This is a genomic window from Streptomyces sp. NEAU-W12, assembly GCF_026242095.1.
GTDB lineage: Bacteria > Actinomycetota > Actinomycetes > Streptomycetales > Streptomycetaceae > Streptomyces.
This window is the reverse complement of record NZ_JAPJDM010000033.1, coordinates 1-22,546: the sequence shown is the minus strand read 5'-3', so window position 1 is coordinate 22,546 and position 22,546 is coordinate 1. Positions and strand designations below refer to the sequence as shown.

Sequence of the window (22,546 nt, the reverse complement as noted above, 5' to 3'; positions counted from 1 at the left end):
CCCCCGTCGCGGCGGGCCCTTGCCCTCAGCCCCCCTCGCAGCCGATGCCGTCGTTGTCCCGGTCTAGGTGCGAGCCGTAGCCGGGATCACCACGCCGCACGGGCGCGGCGCCGGCGGCCCGGGCCGCAGCACAGTTCGCGTAGTAGGCACTGCCCTCGCCCCCACCCCCGCCGCTGTCGTCGTCACTGCTGTCGTTGACGCCGCTGCCGAAGGCGGGCTCGGCGGTCACGGTCTCGGTGACCTCGACCTCAACCTCGATGGTCTTCGTCACCGTCGGCGCCGGCTTGGGCTTTGCGGTGGCGGTCATGGTCGCGGTGACGGTCGCAGTGGGCTGCGCCCCGGCCGCGGCCGGTTTGGCGTCGTCCTTGGGCTGCGAGTCGCCGGCGCCGGCTCCGATGCCGAGGAAGAAGGCGAGGCCGAGCGCGGGCAGAACGTACCGCTTGCGGGCCCACCTCGGCGCGGGCCGCTCCGGCGCGGTGTATGGGTTGGTCATGTCGCCCCCCTGGCTATGACGGTTGAAGCGTTGACGGTAACCATCTGGTGGGGCGGTTGTGCTGTTCTGGGGGGAGCAGTCACCGATTCGTGACACCCGAGCTGCCTACTGGATGATGCGCCTGCCAGTCACTCCTGCCTCCCCTTGGCCGCCATCGGCCGCTCCGCGAGGCACGGGCGACGGGCGCAGAACGAGTCCCGCACCCATATGCGGCCGGTCAGCCGGCTGCCGCCTTGGCACCGCCGGCGGGGCGCCCGCCGATCCACCCCGCTTCATGGTCACAGACCACCGTGTTCCGGCAGTTGGCCCACGAACCAAACGCTTCCGCCGGTGGAACTGAGAAGTCGGACAACGTGCGCGCCACTGGGCCACGACTGCGTTGTCATTGCCGTCCGCGCTCCTCACTACACGGCTGCACACCCCGCGTCCTACCAGACTCAGGACACTCCATAGCCTCCATCAGACCCGGAGCGGTTCAGCTGCACTGGTCCGCCTGGCGCAGACGCCACCAGGCAACAGCCCGACGCAGTCACTACCGACGACGATCCGCCGACGAATCCGCTGGGTAGATCACAAAACCGTACTGGAGTACTAGCCTGCCGTACGGCTGTCACGATCAGGCCGCCTGGAAGGCCAGCTCCCGACCTGGCGCCTCAGCTGGCCCACCGCATCGGCGGCGGGCACCCATGAAGAGGCTTTTGTCCCAAACGATTTACACCGAATGGGATAAAAGCCCCTTTTGTGCTGGGTCAGGACGCTTCAGCTCTCGTGGTGAACTCCTCAAGGAGCGCACGCAAGGAGCCCGGGTCGCGCTGTGCAGCCGTCGTCAGCATCTCCTTCAGCAGGTCCAGAGACGGCGCCTGGCCTGCCTTATCCCAGCACTGCGCCGTCATGAACCGCGCGGCCATCACGAAATCCGCAGGGGTCATCTTCAGCTCTAGATGCATGGCCACGTACGTTGGGTCGTCGTACGGCAACCTCCGCGGCTGGCCGTCCTCCTGCTGTTTCGTACTGTCTGCTGCGCTGGCATCCAGATCGTGCCGCTGGTTCGGAAACGGTGAAGAGGACTCCATGGACTTCTTGTCGTCCGGTGCGTTGCGACGCTTCACTGCCGCAGAGCCGGGCTTCTGGGTATCGGATTGTTCGGACGGTTTGTTGTCCGCGGACAACAAATCCGAGGAGCGCTTCGGCTCGGCCGGGATCGCCTTCGGCTCGGGGGGTTTGTTGTCCGCGGACAACAAACCAGCGCCAGAGGGTGCAGCCTGCTTTCCCCTTGCTGCTTCCAGAACAGCCCGCTCCTGCTCCTTGGCCTCGGCGGCGGCAGCCTTCGTCAACTGGAGGTGGTCCAGGAGAGCAACTGCGTCAAGGCCCGGATTGTCCTTGAGGTGGCGTGCAAGGGACCGTCCGTCTCGCTCCGGCAGAGCGCCGGCGCTGAGCATGGTCTGCAGCTCCTCCGGCAGCTCCAACAGGGCGAGCTGGTTTGTCACCCAGGAGCGGTCCTTACCCAAGCGCTGCGCCGCCCGGGTGCGTGAGCCTCGCTCGGACTGCTCCGCGCAGATCTGCACGAGTTCGTTGACGCCTCGTGCCCGCTCAATCACATCGAAGTCTTCCCGCTCCAGGTTCTCCTTGAGCAGGTGGTTGATGAATTCTTCACGAGAGACGGCCAGGTCATCACGGATCACGAAGTCCAGAGCGTCCAGACCCACATGAACACCGCTGTGATACCGGCGTTCGCCGTTGACCAGGACGTGCATAGCCGTCCCGATCCGATCCGCGTGATCGGGCCACAGGGCGAGGTAGGCATCCCGGGTGACTGCCACACAGGCGGCCAGCTGGGCCTGCCGGAGCTCCTCACCGAACCGACTCTTGTCCTCGTCGGTTCCGAAGTTGCGCCGCGGGTTGAGGGGAGTGGGGGAAACCTCCTCCAGGCGCAGCCGCACGAGTTCGTAGGCTGGAACGTCTCCCTGCGCGACGGCCTTGGCCCGGCCCCGGGCGCTGCGTCCACGGGGAGCCTGGCTAAACGAAGACCCGGTTCCGAGCTTGTCGGCGACGCTCATGCGCTGATCCTCCGTGCGATGGTGCGCATCACCTCGGACTGCTCACCATAGGGGGCGTGGACGAGTAGGGGCTGCTTCACGCGGACGGCCTCGCGCTGGTCCTTCAACTCCGGGACGATGGCGAGAACTGGCGGCTCGCCGATGTTCCGCCATGCGTCCAGGGACGAGGTCGCAACGAACCCCTTGCGGCTGTCGTACATGTTGACGACGAAACCCAGCAGGGCGATGTCGATGTCCATGTCCTCGATGAGGTCCTGGATCTGGTCGTAGAGCATGTCGTATGCGTCGGCGGAGGAGTCCTCCGCCAGCACGGGGATGACGATGCCGGAGGTGTTCTCCTCCTCTCCTTCCCGCCCGCGGCTGTAGTACAGGGCCGTGTCCATGCTGTAGCCCAGGCTCGGAGGGCAGTCAACGAGGATGTAGTCGAACTCCTGCTCCAAGAGCTCAAGAGCCTTTTCCAGTGCCGTCTCCTTGATACGGACGGTGCGGCTGGTGGCGAGCTTCGCATCCAGGAGGAAGGCGTCCTTGCAGGCCGGGAGCAGCCACAGGTGGTCCTCGAAGTCGCCGCCCTTTATGGGCGTAAGGAGGTCGCGCAGCTCGCCCTTAGCCTCACCGAGCATGTGCTTGGCCAGGCTCGGCGCGTCGATGTCGAACAGAGGATGCCCCAACTGCTTCGTCAGGTGGCCCTGCGGGTCGAAGTCGATGAGCAGTGTGCGGTGTCCGGACTCGGCCAGCGCCTGGGCGACACCGGCGGAGACCGATGTCTTGCCCACCCCGCCTTTCTGGTTGCCGAAGATGATCCGGCGGGCACCGGTGACCCGCGCCGGCTTCGGGCGCGGAGACGGGTTGCCGTCCAGCCAGAGGCGGATCGATTGGGCGATGCCCTGGTTGTAGGAGATCCCCCGGGCCTTGCAGTCCTTCTTGAGCTTGTCGTACAGCCCAGCCGGGAGATATGTCGCGAACGACGTTCCACCGGACGTGTCGACCACCGGGCGCTTCTTGGCCTTACGCCAGGTCTCCACTCCTGCCGTAACAGCGTCCTGAATGTCCGTGCCCATCTCGGCAGCACGGATCTTGAGTTCCTTGCGCAGCTCAGCCGGTAGCTTGGCTACTACCTTTTCCCGATCGCTCGGGTCGTATGGCACGGTCATGGCGCTACCTTACTAGTCTCTCCCGTGGCAGAAACCTCGCGAGGCGCGTGTCACTCAGACTTGTTGTCCGCGGACAACAAGCACTTGATCCCCCTCTCGCCCTCGAACGTTGTCCGCGGACAACGGCAGAGCGAGCCAGTTCCCGCCCGGCATACGACACCGCTGAGACCTGTAGCGATCTCGGACAAGATTCAGGAGTGATCAGGCCAGGACTGACAAAGCCCCCTTGTTTTCGCTTACTTGTTCGGAAAAGTGTGGGGTGACCAGGTGTCAGGCGTGAGGTCTGGCATCACACACGTCCGGGGGTTTGCTTGATGAACAGAGTGTGGTGGCGGCTCAGCAGACAACTGCTGACGACCGGAACAGCGCTTGCTGTCGTATTGGTAGCGGCGCCAGGGGCTGCAAGCACAGAGAACTCGGCGGATTTGCGGGTGGAGTCGTACGTCTTGCCGGTCGGTGCGGCCAAGCCTTCCTTGAAGGACCTGCAGAACGGGCACGGGATGCAGCGCCTGCGGGACCTGGCGGCGCAGACAGAGCCCGGGGCACGAATGCCGGTGGAGACAGTCGGCCCGGCAGCCTCCCACGCGCCGCTGTCCCGTAAACCGTCCGGTGCACCGCAAACATCACAAAGCGCACCTGCGGCGCGAGCAACGATAGGGCCTTCCGCGATCGCTCCGGAACCGGCCAGGGCGATGACGTACGAGGAGTGCGTAAAGGGCCTGGGTAGCGACAAGAAGTTCTACGTCAAGTCCCGCTTCGCGGTGTGCAACGGGGCCTCGTTCCTGCAAACCTGGACCCGTAACAACCAGCCGGTCGGCGAGAGCATGTTCAACGTCCGTGTCATCGGCACGATTGCCAAGAACAGCCGTACCATCAACTTCCAATACCACTTCACCGACTTCGCCACGACTGGAACGACCGGCGCAGCCGCGATGCCCATCACCACCAAGGGGAACATCCCGCAGAGCTGGCCAGCCGGTGCGAAGTACACCCGCGGCGGCAAGATTCCGGGCACGAAGACGTTCACTCAACTAAAGACACAACGCACCTTCAACGAGACGGTGACTGCCAAGCCCGGACAAGGCAGTAAGAAATCACTAGATCTGCTCTTCACGGTCTACGAACCGGACATCAGCTACACACCCCCACCCCCGTGGACACTGCGCGGGAACCTGGGCGGCAAGCTGTTCATGCTCGCACCCCGGTGGGAGTCAGCGTCGTACCTGGCCAACTCCACCGGCGGCGGCAAGCCGGACAAGAAGGGAGCGGCCACCTTCAGCTACGTCACGCCACTCACCCTGAGCGCGAAGCAGGGAGCGGAGGAACAGGCCGAGGCCGCGCACATCCAACAGGCATTCCTCGTCCCGCAGGACACCAAGCCGTACATGTCGGCGAAGAAGGTCCCCGGCCAGACAGCTAAGGATCCCCTGCACCGCACGGTGAGCGCTACCCGCATCGACAAGAACCGCGCGGCGGCGGTCAAGCAGTGCAAGCGGTACTGGGGCGCCAACTACACCCAGGGCGGCAAACTCGAGTGCGACGAGTACCCCTTCGCCAGCACCTACGAAGGAGCCGCTGAACCCGAGTACGACCCGGAGGTCAAGAAGTTCAACTTCTCCGCCAAGCCCATCGCGAAGGACGACAACCAGGCCGGCGGATCGATCCTCAAGAGCTTCTACGCCAAGAACCGCATTATCGACGGACTGGACGACGGCTTCATCGTCAAGATCCTCGCGTGACCTGAAGTGCAAGTGCCTGCGGCGGGAGCGGAACCGAGTCCGCTCCCGCCGCAGGCATCCTCCTTTACGCGCCGACCGGCCAGAACTGCATGAGGTAACGCTCCACCCCATGACCGGTTCCTTCACCCTCTGACAAGGCAGCGGCTTCAGCCCGGCCCGTACAACTGACCCGGACGCGCCACGAACCGCCGGAGTCCCCCAGTACGATGACATCGTCCATCCGGCCCGTGTGCATGGACCACACGGCGACCTGGCCACTCGTCGACTCGAAGTGGGTCTCGGCCTGCTCGTCCCAGCCGGCCGGATCCTCCTCCTGCGGCGGCCCGTCCCACACCTCGACGCTGACCGTAGCGGTGTGGGTGTGACCGCCGCTAGTGATGTCCAGGCGCCCAGAATGCGTACTGATGAAAGCCCCGTGGTCGAAGTCGTCGGGGAACGGGACCGGCAGGTCCGCGTCATCTGACTCTTGCAGACCGAACGCGTGGTACCCCACATACGCTTCGACGTGCTGCTGCCGTACAAGCTGTGCCACGAGCACCCCTCTGGAGTCGCCGAAGGACGGTCTTCTCCGAGATGGTAGGCATGTGCCCGCACGGCTCGGGCATGCAGCGCACAGAATCGGTCGGGAAAGTGCCTCAGAGGTATACCCATACCGCAACGAGGCCGGACACTCAAATTGAGGAGTCCGGCCCTGCCGTCTACAGCGCAGCATTCGCACGGCGTCGTCAGTCATTCGACGCCATGGAACGGCAGCGTCGTCTCCTTCCACTGCTCGGAGTTGGTCAGGTGGCAGCCGGTGGGGCACCAGCGGCGGTTGGTCACCACTCGTTGCGGACCGGGGGACTGGTGGCTGAAGACCAGGTACACCCGCTCCTTGGTGAGTGTCTGGCAGAGCGGACAGACGATTCCGGTTCTAGTCATATGCATGAGCGGGACTGTGCTCATGTCGACGACTTACCGTCTCGGGCTGGTGGGACGGCTCGCCCGGCGGAAAGCACCCCTGATCACGCTTTCCCGTAGGTCACGGGCCAGGTTCCATGGCCGGATGCTCAGCAAAGCGAAGATCAGTCCGGGTGGTTGGCCGTACTACTGCAACGACGTGATGGTTGGCGACGGCCACCGCTCTGCGGGCCCGCCTCGCCACCGAGGCGCTGACGGCCTGGGCCCAGGCCGTGCACCGTCGCCTCGAGGTCGCGCCCACGACCGTTCTACTCGGATCGGAAGGCCAGCCGCGTCCCGGAGCAGACGTCCGACGTGGACGCGGTGGAGCAGACCCGCCGGACGCTCGCCGAGGCCGCCCTCGCCAGGGTCCAGGAAGGCGCCCGGGAGCGGGCCCTCACCCACTGCCCCCGACTACAGCCCGCCCCTGCGACGGCCCGTCGCCGCACACCCAGCAGCCCGGCATCCAGCACACACCGGGCCGAACTACAGGAGGAGTCATCGCGTGAGCACCCCGGAAGAACACCCCAGCCCTGCGGAAGCCCTCACCCGCGCCGCCGCCAAGAGGATGTCCGCCGTGCTCGACGAGGACCAGGAGCCCGAACCCGATGAGAGTTCCTGGGGCGGCAGCCGGTCTGGAAGCGGCCCTGGAAACCGAAGTCGAAGGCGGCGAAGAAGGCGGAGTTACGCAAGCGGCGGCGGCTCCAGGACGCGGGGCGACGCGTGTGCTCTGTCCAGGGTGCGGCACTCCAACGTCTGGCTGTGGTGACGATGCCGGGCATCGTCCACTGAGTGGAACGCACGATGTTCTGCATCCAGTGGTGATGCACGACATCGCGTGGAGCCCACCGGGTGGGCTCCACTGAGTGGACGCCACTCTGGTGCGCACCACGATGTCCGCCACCGCACCCGATGCACCGCACCCGATGCGCCGCACCCGATGTCCCGCACCGCATTGAGCCTCCGCCAACTTGAAGTCGCAGGTCAAAGGACTGGTGTGACCGGTCCTCGGGGTGATCACGCTGGTCGTCGGCGGCTGTCTGCGGAGTAGATCATCTGGCGAATTGTCTCGGGGTGGATCAAGCGTTGGGACAAGTTGTTGAGCGTTGGAGATAGTGATCGGTCCTCTCACCCTCGCCGCTTTCTCAGCTGCGGATCCAGGGAAGCGGAGGGACTGGATTCCTTCGGTCCCTCCGTGGTTCAGTCCCTTAGAAAAAGCGCAGGTCAGAGCGATCGACTCAAAGCTGAAGGGACCGAAGGGACCGAAGGTTCCGTGTTCTAGCTGCGTGCGTACGCGCCTATGCACGCGTACGCAGACTGACCTGCACATACCCTGGTGCGCTGATAACTGGGAAGTTGAGTCCCTTCAGTCCCTCTCCTTGGCCCCGCAGGTGCTCTGACCTGCAGAAACGTGACAGGGACCGAAAGGCGCCCAAGAGTCCCTCTGCCGCTGCCAGGCTTTCGGCCCCTCAGCCGCCTGCCCTAGCAGGCGGGTTCCTTTTCCTGCTTCCGCTTGCAGGCCGCACGAGGGACCGAAGGGACTGATTCCGGAATAAGTGCTCATGCCTCTCCTGAGGACGGGAAGCGGTGCGCTAGGCTCTGTCGCCTATAAAGGAAAGTCAGTCCCTTCAGTCCCTCAGCCCGTTCCGCACCCCTCCTGAGCAGGCAAAACGCTCAGGACCGAATTGAGGGACCCAAGCCTGGCCACACAAGAGGAACGGACCGACGACAGTGCAGCGCCACGCCGACACCGCTTCATTTGAAGTCGCACAGCCGCCGCGACCCGCAGATGTAGCCCGCTGGCTGGCAGGCCGTCAGTGGCCGGTCCATCCGCTGGCACCGGGACGCAAGACTCCGGCTGCCAACTGTGAGCAGTGCCGTATCCGTTCCCACGCTCCCTCGGGGTGTCCCTGCCATGTTCGAGGATTGTGGTGCCACGGTTTCCACAGTGCGACCACGGACCTGGCCCGTATCGATGCTTGGTGGAGCAGGGAGCCCCGCGCAGGAGTTGGTGTGTCCTGCGGGCCGGCGCGTCTCGTCGTCCTGGACGTCGACGCCCACGCGGCGCAGATTCCTAACCGCGACCGCTTGCTGCCCGGCATCCCGATTCCGGACCAGGTGAATCTCGACGGGCTTGCCTCGGGCTTCGACACACTGGCCCTCCTCGCTGCCTACCGGCAACAGCAGGATCCGGCGCAGGACGACACGACTCTGCGCGTACGCACGCCTTCCGGCGGGCTGCACATCTGGTACCTGAACCCCGACCCTCAGGTCCGCTACCGCTCGTCCACCGGGTCCAGCCCCAGGACTGCCCTGGCCTGGCAGGTCGACGTACGGGCCCATGGTGGGTACATCGTCGCTCCCGCCACCCGTACGTCCGCCGGCGTCTATACGCCTCTCGGGTCCGTACGAGAGCCAGCCTCCCTGCCCGCCTGGCTGGCGGCCGAACTGACACGCACCGGGCATGTCATACAGACATCCCCGATTCCCGACCTACGCCCGTACAGCACCAGTCGGCGCCCCCGGGCCGGCGCCGCGCAGGCGCTTTTGCAGCCGCTCATCGAGACCGTGCGTGAATGTGCCGCCCACGCCGAAGGAACGGGCTTCACCGAGAAGCTCAACCGAGCCGCCTACACAGCAGGAGGACTTGTCGGAGCAGGCCACCTCAATCAGGCCGAAGCCCGCCAAGAACTAGCAGAAGCCGCTCACTATGCTCGTCCTCGCCAGACACGCCGCAGTGAGACGATCATCGACGCAGCCTTTTCCGCAGGCGCCAGCCGCCCGTTCCACCCCAAAGGACTCGCATGAGTAGCGCCGAGAGCAGCCGCTTCGATGCGGCCGCCGCCGCTCAGCAGATGCTCGACCTCGAGGCCGCTGCCCCCGCATGGGTCCCCCCCCAGCAGGCTCAGGCTTCTGCCACGGCCGACACACCCGTTCTGCTGCCGCCCATGCTTACCGACCGGGGCAACGCCAAGCTGTTCGCCCAGCTCTACAGCGACCAATTCCGCCACGTCGAAGGCCTCGGCTGGTACTGCTGGGACCAGTTCAGGTGGAAGCGTGTAGGGGGCGAGAAGGCCGCGTTGTGGGCCGCGGGCGACATGGCCGAGCAGATGTCCGCCACCGACCCCCGCGGCATCTTCAGCGACCGAGAGATCGCCCAGCACCGTCGGCGCACCATGTCCACGAGCGGCATGAAGGCGCTGCTCCACCAGGCCAAGGCCGCGCCTGCTCTGAGCCTTGACCCCGACGTCCTTGACGGCGACGCGTATGCGCTGTGCACGCCTGCCGGGGTCGTCGACCTGCGCAACGGTGGTCTGCGCAAGCCCGATCCGCTGCGAGATCTCCACTCCCGTGCCACCAACGTAGCTCCCCAGGCGATGCCGACCCCGCGTTGGCATGCCTTCCTGGGCGATACCTTTGGCGACGACGCCAAGGGACAGGAGATGATCGACTTCCTGCACCTGCTGCTCGGGTATTCCATCACGGGGGACGTCGGCGCACAGGTGTTGCCCTTCCTTTGGGGCAAGGGAGCCAACGGCAAGTCGGTTCTCCTGGACGTCATGATCCAGGTGATGGGCGACTACGCCGACGCGGCCCCGCCCGGCTTCCTGATGGACAAGGGAAACTTCGCCGAGCATTCGACGGAACTGACCGAGCTTCACGGCCGCCGCATCTTCGTCTGCAGCGAGCTCAAGCCCAACGACAAGTTCGACGAAGCGCGGGTCAAGCTCCTTACCGGCGGTGACAAGATCAAAGCCCGCCGCATGCGGCAGGACTACTTCAGCTTCACCCCCACCCACAAGCTCTGGCTACTCGGGAACCACCAGCCCGAAGTCGGCACCGGCGGCCACGCCTTCTGGCGCCGTATCCGCCTCATCCCCTTCGAACGCGTCGTCCCCGCCGAGCGGAAGATCGACAACCTGGCCGGCGAACTGGTCCGGGAAGAGGGCCCCGGCATCCTGCACTGGCTCATCCAGGGCGCCACCCGCTATCTCACCAGCCGGGACCCCCTTACCGGACCTTCCTCCGTCCGACTGGCCACCGCTGCCTACGAGACCACCGAGGACCACATCGGCCGCTTCCTCGGCGAGTGCTGCATGCGCCAGGGCCCGGACACCGGTGACCTGCGTGTCGAACAGGGCCTGCTCTACGCCACCTACACCGGCTGGTGCAGTTCGGAGGGCATCAGAGCCGACACCGCCCGCGCCTTCGCCGGCCGCATCCGTCAGGAGGTGGGCCTCGCGTCCCCCGCGGAGATGCTGAAGTCCAGTGGCAAGAAGTACTACCCGAACCTCGCCCTGCTCCCTGACGACATCGCCCGCCCCGACGCCCCGTCAGGCGGACGGCTATGACCGAAGGCCTCCTGCCCGGGACCTGGACGCCGTCCTACTATGGAAGCGTCCCAGACCTCCGCGCCCCCCTGCAGGCAGCGGGAGGCTACCCCTCCTACCCACACCGCCACATCACCGACAAGGAGCTGCGTCCATGAGCTCGCTGCTGCACGAAGGCCAGCTCGCACACGAAGCTAACGTGGTGTGGCTGGAAGACCTCGACGACCTCGACTACGTCCGCCAGGCACTCGACAAGAGCGCCCGCCGCAGCGGGAAGCCCCGCTACGCCCGCGACGGACGCATGGTCGGCTACGCCGAGCTTGACAAAGACGCCGAGGCCAACCCCGACAGTGGTCTCTTCCAGCGCCGCACCTTCTTCCTTCTCCCGCACGACCGGCCGAACGAGCCCGAGGGCCTCTACAAGGAGGGAGCGCCTGGAGAGGCGGTCGACCCTCGGACCATCGAACCGCGTCGGGTAGGGGAAAAGACGCCCCGCTCCCAAGGCAAGCGCAGAAACGAGATAGTGCCCTCCTGACGGCCCGGCGTTCGCTCGTGTCCCTTGGTGTGCAACACCGTTGCGTTTAGCCACTGCTGGTGGTGTCAAGGCCGCCTTCCTTCACCATCTCGAAGTGAAGGGTGTACGCCTGGGCTGCTCTGGGGTGCTTGCCGGTAGTGAACGTGTACTTGCTGTTGCGCTTGCGGACGCGGGCCTTCAGCCGCCAGCGTCGGCCTTTCGGCAGGAGGCTGGCTAGGGCGGCACGCCCGATCGCCCTGACGAGGCCCGCCGGACCGGCCGGGGCGATGCCGCGGGCGGCCGAGCAATTGTCAAAAGCTGTGGATCAGTAGCTGTTCACGCTGTCTCGTGGTTCAGGTGGGTGAGCCCTTCGATGGAGTCCAGGCGGACCTGCAGGGCGGGGTCCAGGGCCGGTGTGGTGGCGAGTAACAGCACCTGGGCCGCCGGGTGTTCCGGGGCGTAGAGGTCGTCTTCATCGTCGTCGCCGGGGATCGGGTTGGGCTGTATCTCGATCCGCCCGTTGGGGATGCTGGCGAGGTGGTAGACGCCCCGGTAGTCGCTGTCGCGCTCGGTGAAGACGAGCCCGAGGCGGTCACTGACGAGCCGGACCAGCTCGCTGGCGGTGTGGGTGCTGGTGCCGTAGGTGTGGTGGTCGGTCATGGTGCACCAGACCCTATGCCGCAGCGGTGGCGGGGCGCTCGACCAGCTGTCCGCGATCGAAGCGGGCTCCGGCACGGACGAGGGCGACGAGGTGGGGTGCGTTCACGGACCGCCATCGGGCCTGGGCGGACTCGACGAGCTTGAAGACCATCGCCAGGGCGGCGGCGCGGGAGCCGGCGCCGCGGGTGACCTTGGTGCGCAGGCGGACGGTGGCGAACGTGGACTCGATCGGGTTGGTCGTCCGCAGGTGGATCCAGTGCTCGGCGGGGAAGTCGTAGAACGCCAGCAGCTCGGCCTCGTCGTCGGTGATCTTCTTGACGGTCTTGGGGAACTTCGCGCCGTAGAGCTGGGTGAACGTCTTGATCGCCTTGACCGCGAGGTCGCGGTCCTCGGCGTTGTAGATGTCCTGAAGTGCCTTGCGGGCGCCAGGCTGGGCCGACTTCGGCAGAGCGTTGAGCACATTGGCGGTCTTGTGCACCCAGCACCTTTGATGACGGGAGGCGGAGAAGACCTCGGCCAGGGCCTTCCAGAACCCGAGAGCCCCGTCGCCGACCGCCAGGACCGGGGCGCGCATCCCTCGGCGGGCGCAGTCGCGCAGCAGGTCCGCCCAGGACTCGCCCGACTCGCGGTAGCCGTCCTGGAGGGCGACCAGCTCCTTGCTGCCGTCGGCGCGCACGCCGACGAGGACGAGTACGCAGGCTTTGGCCTCTTCCAGGCGGACGTTGAGGTGGATGCCGTCGGCCCACACGTACACGTAGTCGACCTCGGCGAGGTCGCGGTCCATGAACGCGGCGTGGTCGGCCTGCCACTGCTGGGTCAGTCTCGTGACCGTTGCCGGCGGCAGGCCGGCCGAGCTGCCGAGGAACTGCTCCAGCGCGGGCACGAAGTCGCCGGAGGACAGGCCGTGCAGGTAGAGCAGCGGCAGCACCTCGCTGATCTTCAGGGACTTGCGGCACCAGGGCGACAGGATCTTCGAGGAGAACCGTTTGCGCTCGCCGGTGGCCTCGTCGACGCGCTTGTCGTTCACCCGCGGCGCCTTCACCTCGATCGCGCCGGCCGCGGTGGTGACCTTCCTGGGCTGGTGGTAGCCGTTGCGCACGACCAGGTGACGGTCACGCTCGTCGCGCTGGTCAGCCAACTCGGCTATGTAAGCGTTGACTTCAGCTTCCAGCACGGCGGCCAGCATCCTTCTTGCGCCCTCCCGGACGATCTCGTCGATCAGAGAGGAGCCATTGGCGGTGGTGCCGTCGTCGTTCACTACGCTGAGCACAGACGTGCCTTCCCGGCCGGTGCTGCGAACACCGGTCTTGCTCGGTGACCTATCGATCAATCACCCGGGAAGGTACGTCCTTCCCGGGTCGATTCACAGGTTCTGAGCATTGCTCACCTCGACCGGGTACCGGTGCCCCTTGTACGACGGCGACGCGGACGACACGAGCGAACCCCTACCCGGCGCAACCAACTCCAAGATCATCCCAGGCCGGTCAGCCAACGTGACAACGCCCGCGGGAAGTGTTGTGGCGCTGATCGTGAAGACTCCAGATATCGAAGCGCTGAGATTCGCCAGGACCGACCGCGTAACGCCTGAGCCCATCATGACGAGGCACTGCGGATTGTCGGGGATCCGCTGGCTTCAGTCGCTGGCCGGCTTCTTCTGAGCCCGACTCGCTCACAGGCTTCAGCGCGGCCCGACCCTGGTCCGTGAGCCGGAAGTGTTCCTCCCGCTCACAGACCAGGACCCTGCGGCTTTCGGTTCTCCCGGACGATGACTACCTGAACCGGAGCCGTGCAGGCCCGGAGGAGTTGCACAATTGTGCAAAAACAATCTTGGTCAGTTCAGTGCCGCCTTGCGTTCCCGTTCTCGGAGCGGGACGCCCGGAAGGAGCTTCTTCTTCGGGCCGAGCAGCATGGGCCGGAGCATGTCCGGGGAGAACAGGCGGGTTGGGGGCTCGAGCAGGCTCATGACGTCGAGGAGGGCGTTGAGGGCGCGGGGGTTAGCGGCGCCGGTCTCTACGCAGCGGTCGACGTAGCGGGCCAGGAGCTTTTCCACGGCGGTGGGCGGGGTGTCGGAGGCGCCAGGGTAGAGGGCGTCCTGACCGACTGCCAAGTTCCATGCGGCGCCGACGGGCCGGGCTGCCGCGCGCTGCATGCGCTGGGCGGTGCCGGATGCGGTGAGGGAGTGGGAGCGTAGTACGTTCCGGACGGCGAGCGCGCACTGGGCGGCGACGGACAGGCCGTGGCCGTAGACGGGGTTGTAGCCGGCGATGGCGTCGCCGAGGGCGATGAACCCGTCGGGCCAGCGGTTCATTTTCTCGTAGTAGCGGCGGGTGTTGGCCGTGCTGCGAGAGGTCCTGACGTCACCGATCGGTTCCGCGTTCTTGAGTAGTTCTCCGATGACGGGGTCGCCGAGGTTGAGGGCGAAGTCGATGAAGGCCTCGTTGCCGGCGGTGGGCTCGCCGCCGCGGGTGCCGCACAGGGTGACGATCCAGCGGTCGCCCTCGATCGGCAGGATGATTCCACCCTGGCCGGGCGGGTTGGCGGGGTTGGCCTGCACATTGACGAGTGGAAAGCCGATCCCTGCGGTGTTGCCGGGCGCCTTGAACAGGCGGGTGGCGTAGGCGACGCCGGCGTTGACTTCACGCGTTTCGACCTCGGGCAGACCCAGGGTCCGGAGCCACTGGGGTGCGCTGGTGCCGCGGCCGGAAGCGTCGACGACCAGGTCGGCGCTCAGGGTCTCAGCGGTGTCGCCGGTCTGCACGCGGACCCCCGTGACGGTCGTCGACGAGCCCTCCAGGCCGAGCGCGGTGGTGTTCTCGCGGAGTGCGATGCGCGGGTCGTCGAGGACGTGGGTGCTCAGGACGTGGTCGAGGAGAAAGCGGGAGCACACCAGATTGCGGTGGGGGACGTTCTCGAAGCGCCGGAACCACACCTCGTTGGGGGCGCGAGAGACCATGTCGCCCATGATGCGGACGAGGCGCGCCCCGCGGGCGACGGTCTCTTCGATGACGCCGGGCAGCAGCTCCTCGAGTGCTTTTACTCCTCCCGTCCATACCAGGTGGGCGTGATGGGCCTGGGGTATTCCGCGGCGTGGCTTGGGGCCGTCGGGCAGAGAGTCGCGCTCGAGCACTGTGACGTCGGCGAACTCGACGAGTGCGGCCGCAGCCAGGAGTCCCGAGGCGCTGGCGCCGATGACGATGGCGGTGGGCCGGCCGGTGGTGGCTCTGTCAGACATGAACAGTCACGCTCTCTGTGCTGGTCGTCCGCTGGCGTATGCGGTTGAGAAGACGGGGGCGGTGCAGGGCTTTGCCGATGGCGTCCAGGTGCTCGGTGACCTCGGGGCCGATCAGCGCAGGCTGGTCGTGTGTGCTGAGCGGTGTATTGGCGGTGTAGGCGTCGACGGCTTTGTGGATGGCGATGGCGCCGGCGAGTCCGCGGGCCCGGTCGTCGCTGTGTTCGGCGGCGGCTTCTGCGTAGTGCCGCTGGTAGGCGGTGTGATCGAAGTAGGGGGCGAGAACCCGCAGAGCATCATGAATGCGCTGTTCACGCTGCATCAATTTCAGGTTCAGCGGTGTGAGCACGCCGAAGCGGGCGGTGGCTGCCGCCGCGTTGGTGACCCGGACGGTCCGCCACAGGGCACGCAGGCGCCGGTAGTTGCGGCCGTTGCGGATGCGGGTCCCCATGGCGGGACCGGCCTGCGGGATGATGAAGCCGAGCGCGACGAGGAAGGCCTCGAGAAGGGCGAATGGCGGAGCCACCTTCGTGCTCAGCGTGTCCAGGTCGTGCCCGCTCCAGCGGGCGCCGACTGCGATCAGCTTGGTAACGTCGAAGACGAGGCCGGAGGCGTATCCGACCTGCAGACAGACGACACTGCTCTTGATCCAGCCCTTGGTGATCTCGGGGTACCACTTCCACAACATGCTCGCCGAGACCACACACGACACCGCGTGGGCGACGACGTACAGCAGGATGTGCTCCCGCATCCAGGGCGTGGTCGCGTAGTAGGTGTCGAGGTCGTAGATGCGGGGTTCGGGGACGTCGGCCAGGAAGAATGTGATCCATAGGGCGCCGATGATGCCTGCGTAGATCCAGTAGATGGCGATCATGCGGCGGCGGCGTCGCTCTGAGGGTGGTTCCCGCCAGCGCATGATCATGGTCAGGCCGGTGGCACAGAACGCGGTGAGGAAACTGTATGCCCAGGGGGCTGCGATGTTCGGGATACCGGTCCAGACGTTCAGCCGGTGAATGTTGATCGGCGTGATCACGACGAGGACGGCCGCAGCCCACAACAGGAGGAGGGCGGTTGCCCGGACGTCGGGGTCGCGGCGGCCGGCGCGCCACAGCATCGGGCCTCTCAGTCCCAGCGCGACGACGAGCGCGGCGGTGGGGACGATGTAGGGAACGTTGAGATCGGCCATCAGAGGACGCGTCCGCCTCGGTGCGACAGCGACAGGGTGAGACGGCCCTCGACGGTGGCGGCGGTGGCTCGGGGCTGTGCGTACCGTCCAGCTACCCAGGTGCGGACCTCGCTGCCGAACCAGAGACCGAAGGTCTCGGCGTCCACTTCGTCGGTGTGCGCGGATTCGGAGCGGGCCGCGACGGCGAGGAGCGCGTCCATGGGGACCTGCTCCGATGCGAGGACCAGTTCCGCAGCTTGCCGGATCGTGTCACTCGAGGTGTGGGGGGCGACCGCTCGAGCCGCAGCGCTCAGACCGGGCATTGCGTGACTGCAATGGTCGAACTCCTCGTGGTACAGCTCGTGCCCGAGGATGACCAACTGTGCCTGCGGGGCCATGCCGGCGGCGATCACGATCAGACTCCGGTCACTCATGACCAAGCGCAAACCTGAGACCGGCACCTCGGAGGGGAACTCCCTGAAAAGCAGGACGACCGGCTTGTTTTTCCGCTTGCTCATCGCATGGCAGAACTCCTCCATCACGACCTCCGCGGCGGCCGGCACCTGTATGCGCTGCGCCACGTCCCTGCCTAAGTCGGCGAGCAGCGTCTTCATGGTCCTACTACTCATCAGTCCTGGTCCCCTTTCGGCGGAATGACTGATTTGAAGACGCCTTCCAGAAGGACGGCAAGCTGCTCCTTGCTGGAGACGCCTCCAGAGGCACCGTGCAATCTCATGTCGGCAGCCTTCACCCCGTACCTGTCCATGAGGGCCTCGATCGGGTCACGCTCGGGGGGCTCGTACCGAAGCAGGACGCGCTGGAGCGCTCTGTTCAGAGCGTCGACCGCGAGGCTCGTGAAGTAAGTTTCCTGACCGTCCAGTTCGAAGTAAACGGCCAGCTCATGGAGGGTTTTCGAGTTTGGCACCTTCTCGCCGCGGATCACGCTGCGGGCCCAAGGACGGGAGATCGGGTGGAGAGCTACCTGGACCTCCCCGATGAGCTGCGCCTCGGTTTTCCGGGTCTCGGCCAGGTGGTACGCCACGAAGGCCTTCATGCGCCCCAGGACCCGTTCGCTGAACTCCCGCTCCGGCACCTCCTCGCCCCGCAGCAGAGCGAGGACCGTATCCACCGGAAGAGACGTTTTGTCGGCCAAAATTTGGGGGTTAAGGATGGTATGTCTGTCTAGGTCCTGTGCCTTGATCTGCACCTCAAGGCGCCGGAGGGTCTCGGAAACGGGGGTGTTCACCTGTGCGCTCCCGCGTGTTGGGTGATCGTCGTGCCCCGTACTTTACGCAGGAAGCACCCAGACGGAAACGATCGTTACCCATGGCAGAAACGATCGTTGACATGGCTTGTTGCCGCATAGCAAGATCCGGGTAGCGGGATCGGGGTATCCGGTCACTTTGTGTGACTATTTATTGATCGTTGAGCAGTCGGCGACGCAAGCCTGCACGGGGGAGTTGCCTATGCCTAAGCGTGAACGCGCACGCTTGACCGAGCGCCGAGGATTACGGCATTCGAACTGACATTCGTATAGCTATTGCCGACGGGACGGATTAGACCGTGACGCCCCACAACCGGACTACAGACTCGCTCAAGGAGACAGCCACACACGTGCCAGGCGGGTTGAGTTGGCTCCACTTCTCACTCGGCCCCGGCCATACCCCGGCCGACGCGATACAGCAGACCGCCACGGCGGTGAACACGGCGCTGCCGCACTTCCTCGGCGAACTGCCCGACACTGCACGGTTCGACGCCGACACGCTGGCCGTTCTCACTGAGTTGGTCGGCGTCGCAGCGTGGCGGGTGAAAGGCGATCACGACCGAGAGGTCGAACACCGCGGAGATGGCGCGCTCAACCCCCTCCCTGTCCTCAGCAGAGACGTACCCGAAGAGTTCGTCCTGCTCGAACCGCAATGGACGGAACGGGGAGACGTGGACTATGACCACGTTGCGCACCGGCTGCCCGCTGGGCATGGCGACGAGCATGTCGAGGCCGTCCTCGACTTCCTGGACGAGCATGCACAGGATGCCGCCCGGATGCAGCCAGACCACGGCGTCATTCTCGACGACGAGAACGGTGCGCTCCCGGCCGACTGTGGGGACCATGCCAGACCGCCCCCTCGGATTCTCGGTCACGCGTCGTCCGCTTCGTAAGGTGTGATCGCCAACACGAAAGTAGCTGTACGCATGCAGAAGGGGCGCCACCTGACCCGGCGACGCCCCGACTTCCTACCCGGTTCCTCGCCAAAGGGGGTAGGGACTGCTTGGCGCCGAGCATACAGGCTGCCCTGCGCGGACCACTCGTTTCCGCACCCACCTGTAATAGTCGCGATGCGCAGTTCCTGCTCTCTGCACGACAGAGAGAGTCACTTGAGCCTCACCTCCATCGGCCGCGCACTCAATGCTCCTGCCGACATCACGCCCACGGAGCGACTGCTCCTCGTCCACCTGGCCCGGGATGCGGCGGGCGACGAAATGATGTCTACCAGCATCCGACACCTTGCCGCCAGGACGAATACCAGCCTGTTCACCGTCACACGCTCGCTCCGCCGGCTGGCGGAACTCAAGCTGGACCAGCGCGGCCACTTCAGCGACGTCACTGGGAGGCCGTCCCCGGCCTGGTGCGTGAGGCTGCCCGCCCTGACCGGCAATGGGAGCACCAGGGGAGGCCCGGCGTGACCATCAAGCACATCGCGATGGTGCTTGATGCCGAGGGACTGGACGGGTCGGAGAAGCTGCTTCTGATTGCCTACTGCAACAGGACCGACGATCACGGGTACTGCTGGCCGGGCCAGCAACGCCTCGCCGACGATTGCGGCACGTCCATCGCAACGGTCAAGCGGGTGAAGGCGAAGCTGATCAAGAAGAAGCTGATCGCCTCCCAGCGACGCCTCGACCCACGAACGGGCGAGCCCATTACCAACCTGACGCGCGTGAACCTCGAACTCTTGGCTGCGATGAAGCACCAGCGCACCGACTACGGCGACAACGTCATCGAGCGGATCATGTTCGACGACAACGTGCCTTTGCCGATCAAGAAGAAGAAGGCCCCCAAGGGCGCAGCGCAGGATTCTGACCAGGTGATGGCTCAAAACGAGCCCGGCCCCGGGCCCAGGATGAGCCCGACCTCGGGTCAGGATGAGCCCGACAGCGGGGTCAAGTTGAGCCGAGGGCCGGGTCAAGTTGAGCCCCTAACCGTCAGTGATCCACCAGAGAAACCCTATGGAACCGTCCATCCCTCCGTAGGTTCCACGGAGTCCCCCGAGGGAGAAGGAGAGACGGACGGCAGTAAGCCTCTCCGACGAGAGATGCCCCTGACGGAAGGCGTGCGCTTCCTCATGGAGCTCGGCCACGTACAGCCGAAGCTCATGATCACAGGAAAGCCGCTACTGGATCAGGGCCTGGTAGTCGACGAGTTATTCCGTCGAGGTTGGAAGGACGAGGTCCTGTGGGAGCTACTCACCCGGCCGTTTCCGGAGCCGCTGCGCAGCGTGGGCGCCGTCATCGCCAGGAGGCTGCGTGATGCCCTGGGCTCGCCCCTGCCCAGCCCGCGCCGGGCATGGGAGGACGATGAAACGCCGACGCCCAGGCAGTACACCGCGGGCGGCACCGTCGTGCTTCGGCGGCAGCACGAGTGCGACGGTAATCATGGCTTGTGCGGAGTGCCAGTAGAGGCGGAGGGGAACCGGTGTCGTGAGCATGCACGAGAGTCGCAGTCGGCGTGATCCCAGTGTTGAGGAGTCGGCCGTGAGGGTCGGGGCAGGCAGTCAGCTGGCCGCGCAGTTCGGTGTGAGGGGCCTCGCGTTCTTCGGACAGGGATCTGATTGTCGAACGAATCGTCGACCGACCCCATCGACGCCTTGATTCCGGCTCTGACCAGGCGTGCTGACAGCTTGATACTCATGTTCTGGGCAATACGTATAAATTCGGTACACTGACCGGTTATCCGACATCGGCGCCTCCGCATCGGTCGGCTCGGTCGCTGACTCGTACGACTGTCAGTCTGTTCTCACCGGATACCGCAAGGATCGGGTAGCCCCGGTTGTGACGGTCGGACTCCTGCTTACGACCGACCCTGCGGGTGTCCTGGCGTTGATCTGTCGACCGTCCGGCCGGGCACGCAGTAAGCGCTGCCGTCGGACGGGCGTGACCTCATAGCGCCTCTGTGTGTCAAGCGGCTTGGGCGAGGTGGGTCCGTCGGTCTCGTTTCATGATCCGGTAGACCACGTTGGACATGCGTCGTTTGAGGGCCCTGCGGGCCTCCGAAGGCGTCTTTCCCTCAGCGATCTTGCGGAGGTAGTAGTCCTGCCCGCGTCCGCCGTCACGGATCTGGCAGACGGCGATGGTGTGCAGGACCGAGTTCAGCGCGCGGTTGCCGCCGGTGTTGAGCCGGTGGCGGACGTTGTTGCCGCTGGAGGCGTCCAGGGGTGCGCTGCCGGTGTAGCTGGTGAAGTGGTGCTCGGTGGGAAACCGGCTGGCGTCCCCGATATGGCCGATGACCTTCGCGGCCAGCACGGTGCCCAGGCCCGGCAGGGTGGTCAGCGTGGTGCGGGTCGCGGCGACGGCCTCGCGCATTTCGGCTTCGTTGTCCTTGACCTGCCGGTCCGGGCGGCGCAGGTCGGCCAGCAGGTCACGGGCTATGTCACGGCGGCAGTTGTCGGTGGCCGTGACAGGCCGGATCCCCTTCATCAGGCCGGCGGCCTTGTCGGCCGACAGCCCGGTGGGGGCGCCGCCGGACAACAGATCGCGAAGCACGGCGTGGAGCCGGTTGAGGACGCGGATGCGCTCGTGGATCAGAGGGCTTCCACCAAGGCCGGGTAGTTAGCGTTTCCGCTGGTCGCGCAAGGGGCGTTGGCGGGTTCTTGACGTGGAGCAACGGAGCTCGTTGGTACAGGCAGTCGTCCAAGACAGCTTGTCCCGCAAGGAGCTCCGTTGCCTGTTCATTGTGTCTCGTCGTCGGCGCTGACGGCCATCACCCGTACGGTGGCGGTGGCCGGGGGCCGGTTCGCTCCCGGACATCTTGGAGAGCTCACGCCTGGCATGCCGTTCGAGCTGGTCGACGCGGTCTTGTCCGAGACCAGGGCCGTGCAGCGGCGGTTGCGTGATCTGCCCTCGCGGGTCGGCGTCTACTTCCTCCTGGCGATGTGTCTGTTCCCCAAGGTCGGCTACCGGCTGGTCTGGGACAAGCGGACCGCCGGTCTGTCGGGGATGGTGATCGTATGCCCGAGCACGAAAGCGCTACGTGATCTGCGCCGCAGAATCGGCAGCGCACCGGTGCGGGCGCTGTTCGAGGTGCTGGCCGGGCCGTTGGCCCGGCCGACCACGCCGGGAGTGCGGTTCGGCCCGGATCGGATGGTGTCGTTCGACGGTTGCGGCTTGATCAAGGTGCCCGACAGTGAGCGCAACCGGGGCTGGCTGGGGCGGTGTCCTCACGGCGGCTATCCCCAGGTTGAACTGATGCCACTGGTCGAGACCGGCACCCGGGCCGTGATCGGAGCTGTCTTCGGTCCCACCCGGGAGGGCGAGACCTCCTACGCCACCAGGTTGTTGCATCATTTGGGTCCCTAGATGTTGGTCCTGTGGGACCGGGGCTTCGACGCCAACGACTTCCTCGCCGCCGTGCACGCCACCGGTGCACGGGTCCTGGGCCGCATTCGACAGCGCCGGCGCCCACCGGTCCTCCAGCCGCTCGCTGACTCCTCCTACCTGTCGGTCATCGGCGGCGTCCCAGTGCGCATCATCGAGGCCCGTGTGAGCGTCATCTGCACGGACGGCAGCACCTTTGAGTGGGCGGTTCGTGAGGTGATGTCCGTTTCCGGCTGAGGTTGGAGCAAGGTTGCGTCGGCTATTGCTTCCTGGCGAAGTTGCCGGTGTCGGCCTCGGTGAGGATCCCGAGTTTGACCAGGCGTTTCAGCTTGGCGCGGGTGCCTTCGACGTTCTTTGGCAGCAGTTCGTGGCCGAGGGCTTCGCAGACGTCCTTGGCCCGTAGCGGTCCGGTGCGACGTTCGGGAGCCGGTCGGCGAGGCCGGTGACGGTCGTGCGGGTGATCGCGAGGTGTTCGAGGTGCATCTCGGCCTCCCGCAGCCGGGTCTGCAGGCCGTCAATCTGCGTGCGGAGGTCGTCGGCCAGGGCCCGGGCGGCGTCTTCCTGGAGGTCCAGGGCGTCGAGCAGGGGCTGGAGGTTCACCCTGCCGCCGCCTTCGCCTCGTGCCAGGTGGGGGCGTTCGCGCCGGTGAGGCGGCGGGTCATGACGTGGGTCATCGCCC

Annotated in this window: 23 protein-coding genes; 9 read left to right on the top strand and 14 right to left on the bottom strand. The window is 66.0% G+C overall.

Features of this window, described 5'->3' with window-relative positions; all coding sequences use genetic code 11:
* Positions 1-25 precede the first annotated feature (25 nt).
* The 3 genes from ORI94_RS31265 to ORI94_RS31255 all read right to left on the bottom strand — a co-directional run bounded on the left by ORI94_RS31265 (position 26) and on the right by ORI94_RS31255 (position 3,701).
* Positions 26-493 (bottom strand): excalibur calcium-binding domain-containing protein, encoded by a 468-nt coding sequence (locus ORI94_RS31265; RefSeq protein WP_266081838.1) that lies wholly within the window; start codon positions 491-493, stop codon positions 26-28.
* 749 nt (positions 494-1,242) lie between these two features.
* Positions 1,243-2,550, bottom strand: coding sequence for a ParB/RepB/Spo0J family partition protein (locus ORI94_RS31260; RefSeq protein WP_266081836.1), 1,308 nt, complete (start codon positions 2,548-2,550; stop codon positions 1,243-1,245).
* Positions 2,547-3,701 carry a ParA family protein gene (locus ORI94_RS31255; RefSeq protein ID WP_266081834.1) on the bottom strand — a complete coding sequence of 385 codons (1,155 nt, stop codon included), beginning with the start codon at positions 3,699-3,701 and terminating at the stop codon, positions 2,547-2,549. Before ORI94_RS31255 ends, ORI94_RS31260 begins: the two co-directional genes overlap by 4 nt.
* 431 nt (positions 3,702-4,132) lie before the next feature.
* Here ORI94_RS31255 and ORI94_RS31250 point away from each other — a divergent pair, with 431 nt between their 5' ends.
* On the top strand, positions 4,133-5,440 hold the full coding sequence (locus tag ORI94_RS31250; protein WP_266081832.1) for a hypothetical protein: 1,308 nt from the start codon (positions 4,133-4,135) through the stop codon (positions 5,438-5,440).
* A 64-nt stretch (positions 5,441-5,504) separates the two neighbouring features.
* Here the strand turns inward: ORI94_RS31250 and ORI94_RS31245 are convergent, their stop codons facing one another.
* Together ORI94_RS31245 and ORI94_RS31240 are read right to left on the bottom strand one after the other, a co-directional pair.
* Positions 5,505-5,972, bottom strand: coding sequence for a hypothetical protein (locus ORI94_RS31245; RefSeq protein WP_266081830.1), 468 nt, complete (start codon positions 5,970-5,972; stop codon positions 5,505-5,507).
* Between the two features lie 197 nt (positions 5,973-6,169).
* Positions 6,170-6,367, bottom strand: a complete 198-nt coding sequence (locus tag ORI94_RS31240) for a hypothetical protein (protein ID WP_266081828.1) — start codon at positions 6,365-6,367, stop codon at positions 6,170-6,172.
* A 1,743-nt stretch (positions 6,368-8,110) separates the two neighbouring features.
* On the opposite strand from ORI94_RS31240, the gene ORI94_RS31235 reads away from it, so the two are divergent.
* The 3 genes from ORI94_RS31235 (at position 8,111) to ORI94_RS31225 (ending at position 11,245) form a co-directional block, all read left to right on the top strand.
* Positions 8,111-9,187 (top strand): bifunctional DNA primase/polymerase, encoded by a 1,077-nt coding sequence (locus ORI94_RS31235; protein WP_416237935.1) that lies wholly within the window; start codon positions 8,111-8,113, stop codon positions 9,185-9,187.
* Entirely contained in the window at positions 9,184-10,731 is a 1,548-nt protein-coding gene (locus ORI94_RS31230; protein WP_266081826.1) for a DNA primase family protein, read from the top strand. The genes ORI94_RS31235 and ORI94_RS31230 overlap by 4 nt, the downstream gene beginning before the upstream one ends.
* 133 nt (positions 10,732-10,864) lie before the next feature.
* Positions 10,865-11,245, top strand: a complete 381-nt coding sequence (locus ORI94_RS31225) for a DUF6009 family protein (RefSeq protein ID WP_266081824.1) — start codon at positions 10,865-10,867, stop codon at positions 11,243-11,245.
* A 315-nt stretch (positions 11,246-11,560) separates the two neighbouring features.
* On the opposite strand, the gene ORI94_RS31220 is transcribed toward ORI94_RS31225, so the two are convergent.
* The gene (locus tag ORI94_RS31220; protein ID WP_266081822.1) at positions 11,561-11,884 is read right to left on the bottom strand and encodes a hypothetical protein; all 324 of its coding nucleotides are present in this window, start codon (positions 11,882-11,884) and stop codon (positions 11,561-11,563) included.
* 13 nt (positions 11,885-11,897) lie between these two features.
* Positions 11,898-13,154 carry an IS256 family transposase gene (locus tag ORI94_RS31215; RefSeq protein WP_266081820.1) on the bottom strand — a complete coding sequence of 419 codons (1,257 nt, stop codon included), beginning with the start codon at positions 13,152-13,154 and terminating at the stop codon, positions 11,898-11,900.
* A gap of 139 nt (positions 13,155-13,293) precedes the next feature.
* Between ORI94_RS31215 and ORI94_RS31210 the strand changes: the two genes are divergently transcribed.
* Positions 13,294-13,542, top strand: coding sequence for a hypothetical protein (locus ORI94_RS31210; RefSeq protein ID WP_266081818.1), 249 nt, complete (start codon positions 13,294-13,296; stop codon positions 13,540-13,542).
* A 173-nt stretch (positions 13,543-13,715) separates the two neighbouring features.
* Here ORI94_RS31210 and ORI94_RS31205 read toward each other — a convergent pair whose 3' ends face one another.
* The 5 genes from ORI94_RS31205 to ORI94_RS31185 form a co-directional block, all read right to left on the bottom strand.
* Positions 13,716-15,116, bottom strand: coding sequence for an NAD(P)/FAD-dependent oxidoreductase (locus ORI94_RS31205; protein ID WP_266081816.1), 1,401 nt, complete (start codon positions 15,114-15,116; stop codon positions 13,716-13,718).
* Positions 15,109-16,299 carry an MAB_1171c family putative transporter gene (locus ORI94_RS31200; protein ID WP_266081814.1) on the bottom strand — a complete coding sequence of 397 codons (1,191 nt, stop codon included), beginning with the start codon at positions 16,297-16,299 and terminating at the stop codon, positions 15,109-15,111. The genes ORI94_RS31205 and ORI94_RS31200 overlap by 8 nt, the downstream gene beginning before the upstream one ends.
* The gene (locus ORI94_RS31195) at positions 16,299-16,907 is read right to left on the bottom strand and encodes a toxin (protein ID WP_266081813.1); all 609 of its coding nucleotides are present in this window, start codon (positions 16,905-16,907) and stop codon (positions 16,299-16,301) included. Before ORI94_RS31195 ends, ORI94_RS31200 begins: the two co-directional genes overlap by 1 nt.
* Positions 16,907-17,524, bottom strand: a complete 618-nt coding sequence (locus ORI94_RS31190) for a hypothetical protein (RefSeq protein ID WP_266081811.1) — start codon at positions 17,522-17,524, stop codon at positions 16,907-16,909. Before ORI94_RS31190 ends, ORI94_RS31195 begins: the two co-directional genes overlap by 1 nt.
* Before the next feature lie 398 nt (positions 17,525-17,922).
* Complete coding sequence (locus ORI94_RS31185) at positions 17,923-18,387, bottom strand: hypothetical protein (protein ID WP_266081809.1); 465 nt, start codon at positions 18,385-18,387, stop codon at positions 17,923-17,925.
* A 264-nt stretch (positions 18,388-18,651) separates the two neighbouring features.
* Here ORI94_RS31185 and ORI94_RS31180 point away from each other — a divergent pair, with 264 nt between their 5' ends.
* Together ORI94_RS31180 and ORI94_RS31175 are read left to right on the top strand one after the other, a co-directional pair.
* Positions 18,652-18,960: a hypothetical protein gene (locus ORI94_RS31180; protein WP_266081807.1), complete on the top strand. Its 309-nt coding sequence runs from the start codon at positions 18,652-18,654 to the stop codon at positions 18,958-18,960.
* Positions 18,957-20,006 (top strand): helix-turn-helix domain-containing protein, encoded by a 1,050-nt coding sequence (locus ORI94_RS31175; RefSeq protein ID WP_266081805.1) that lies wholly within the window; start codon positions 18,957-18,959, stop codon positions 20,004-20,006. The genes ORI94_RS31180 and ORI94_RS31175 overlap by 4 nt, the downstream gene beginning before the upstream one ends.
* Positions 20,007-20,451: 445 nt before the next feature.
* Here ORI94_RS31175 and ORI94_RS31170 read toward each other — a convergent pair whose 3' ends face one another.
* Complete coding sequence (locus ORI94_RS31170) at positions 20,452-21,036, bottom strand: transposase (protein WP_266081803.1); 585 nt, start codon at positions 21,034-21,036, stop codon at positions 20,452-20,454.
* Between the two features lie 228 nt (positions 21,037-21,264).
* Here ORI94_RS31170 and ORI94_RS31165 point away from each other — a divergent pair, with 228 nt between their 5' ends.
* Entirely contained in the window at positions 21,265-21,849 is a 585-nt protein-coding gene (locus tag ORI94_RS31165) for a transposase domain-containing protein (RefSeq protein ID WP_323056102.1), read from the top strand.
* The gene (locus ORI94_RS31160) at positions 21,850-22,104 is read left to right on the top strand and encodes a hypothetical protein (protein ID WP_266081801.1); all 255 of its coding nucleotides are present in this window, start codon (positions 21,850-21,852) and stop codon (positions 22,102-22,104) included. It abuts the gene before it with no gap.
* 87 nt (positions 22,105-22,191) lie between these two features.
* On the opposite strand, the gene ORI94_RS31155 is transcribed toward ORI94_RS31160, so the two are convergent.
* Complete coding sequence (locus ORI94_RS31155) at positions 22,192-22,467, bottom strand: hypothetical protein (RefSeq protein ID WP_266081799.1); 276 nt, start codon at positions 22,465-22,467, stop codon at positions 22,192-22,194.
* Positions 22,468-22,546 lie beyond the last annotated feature (79 nt).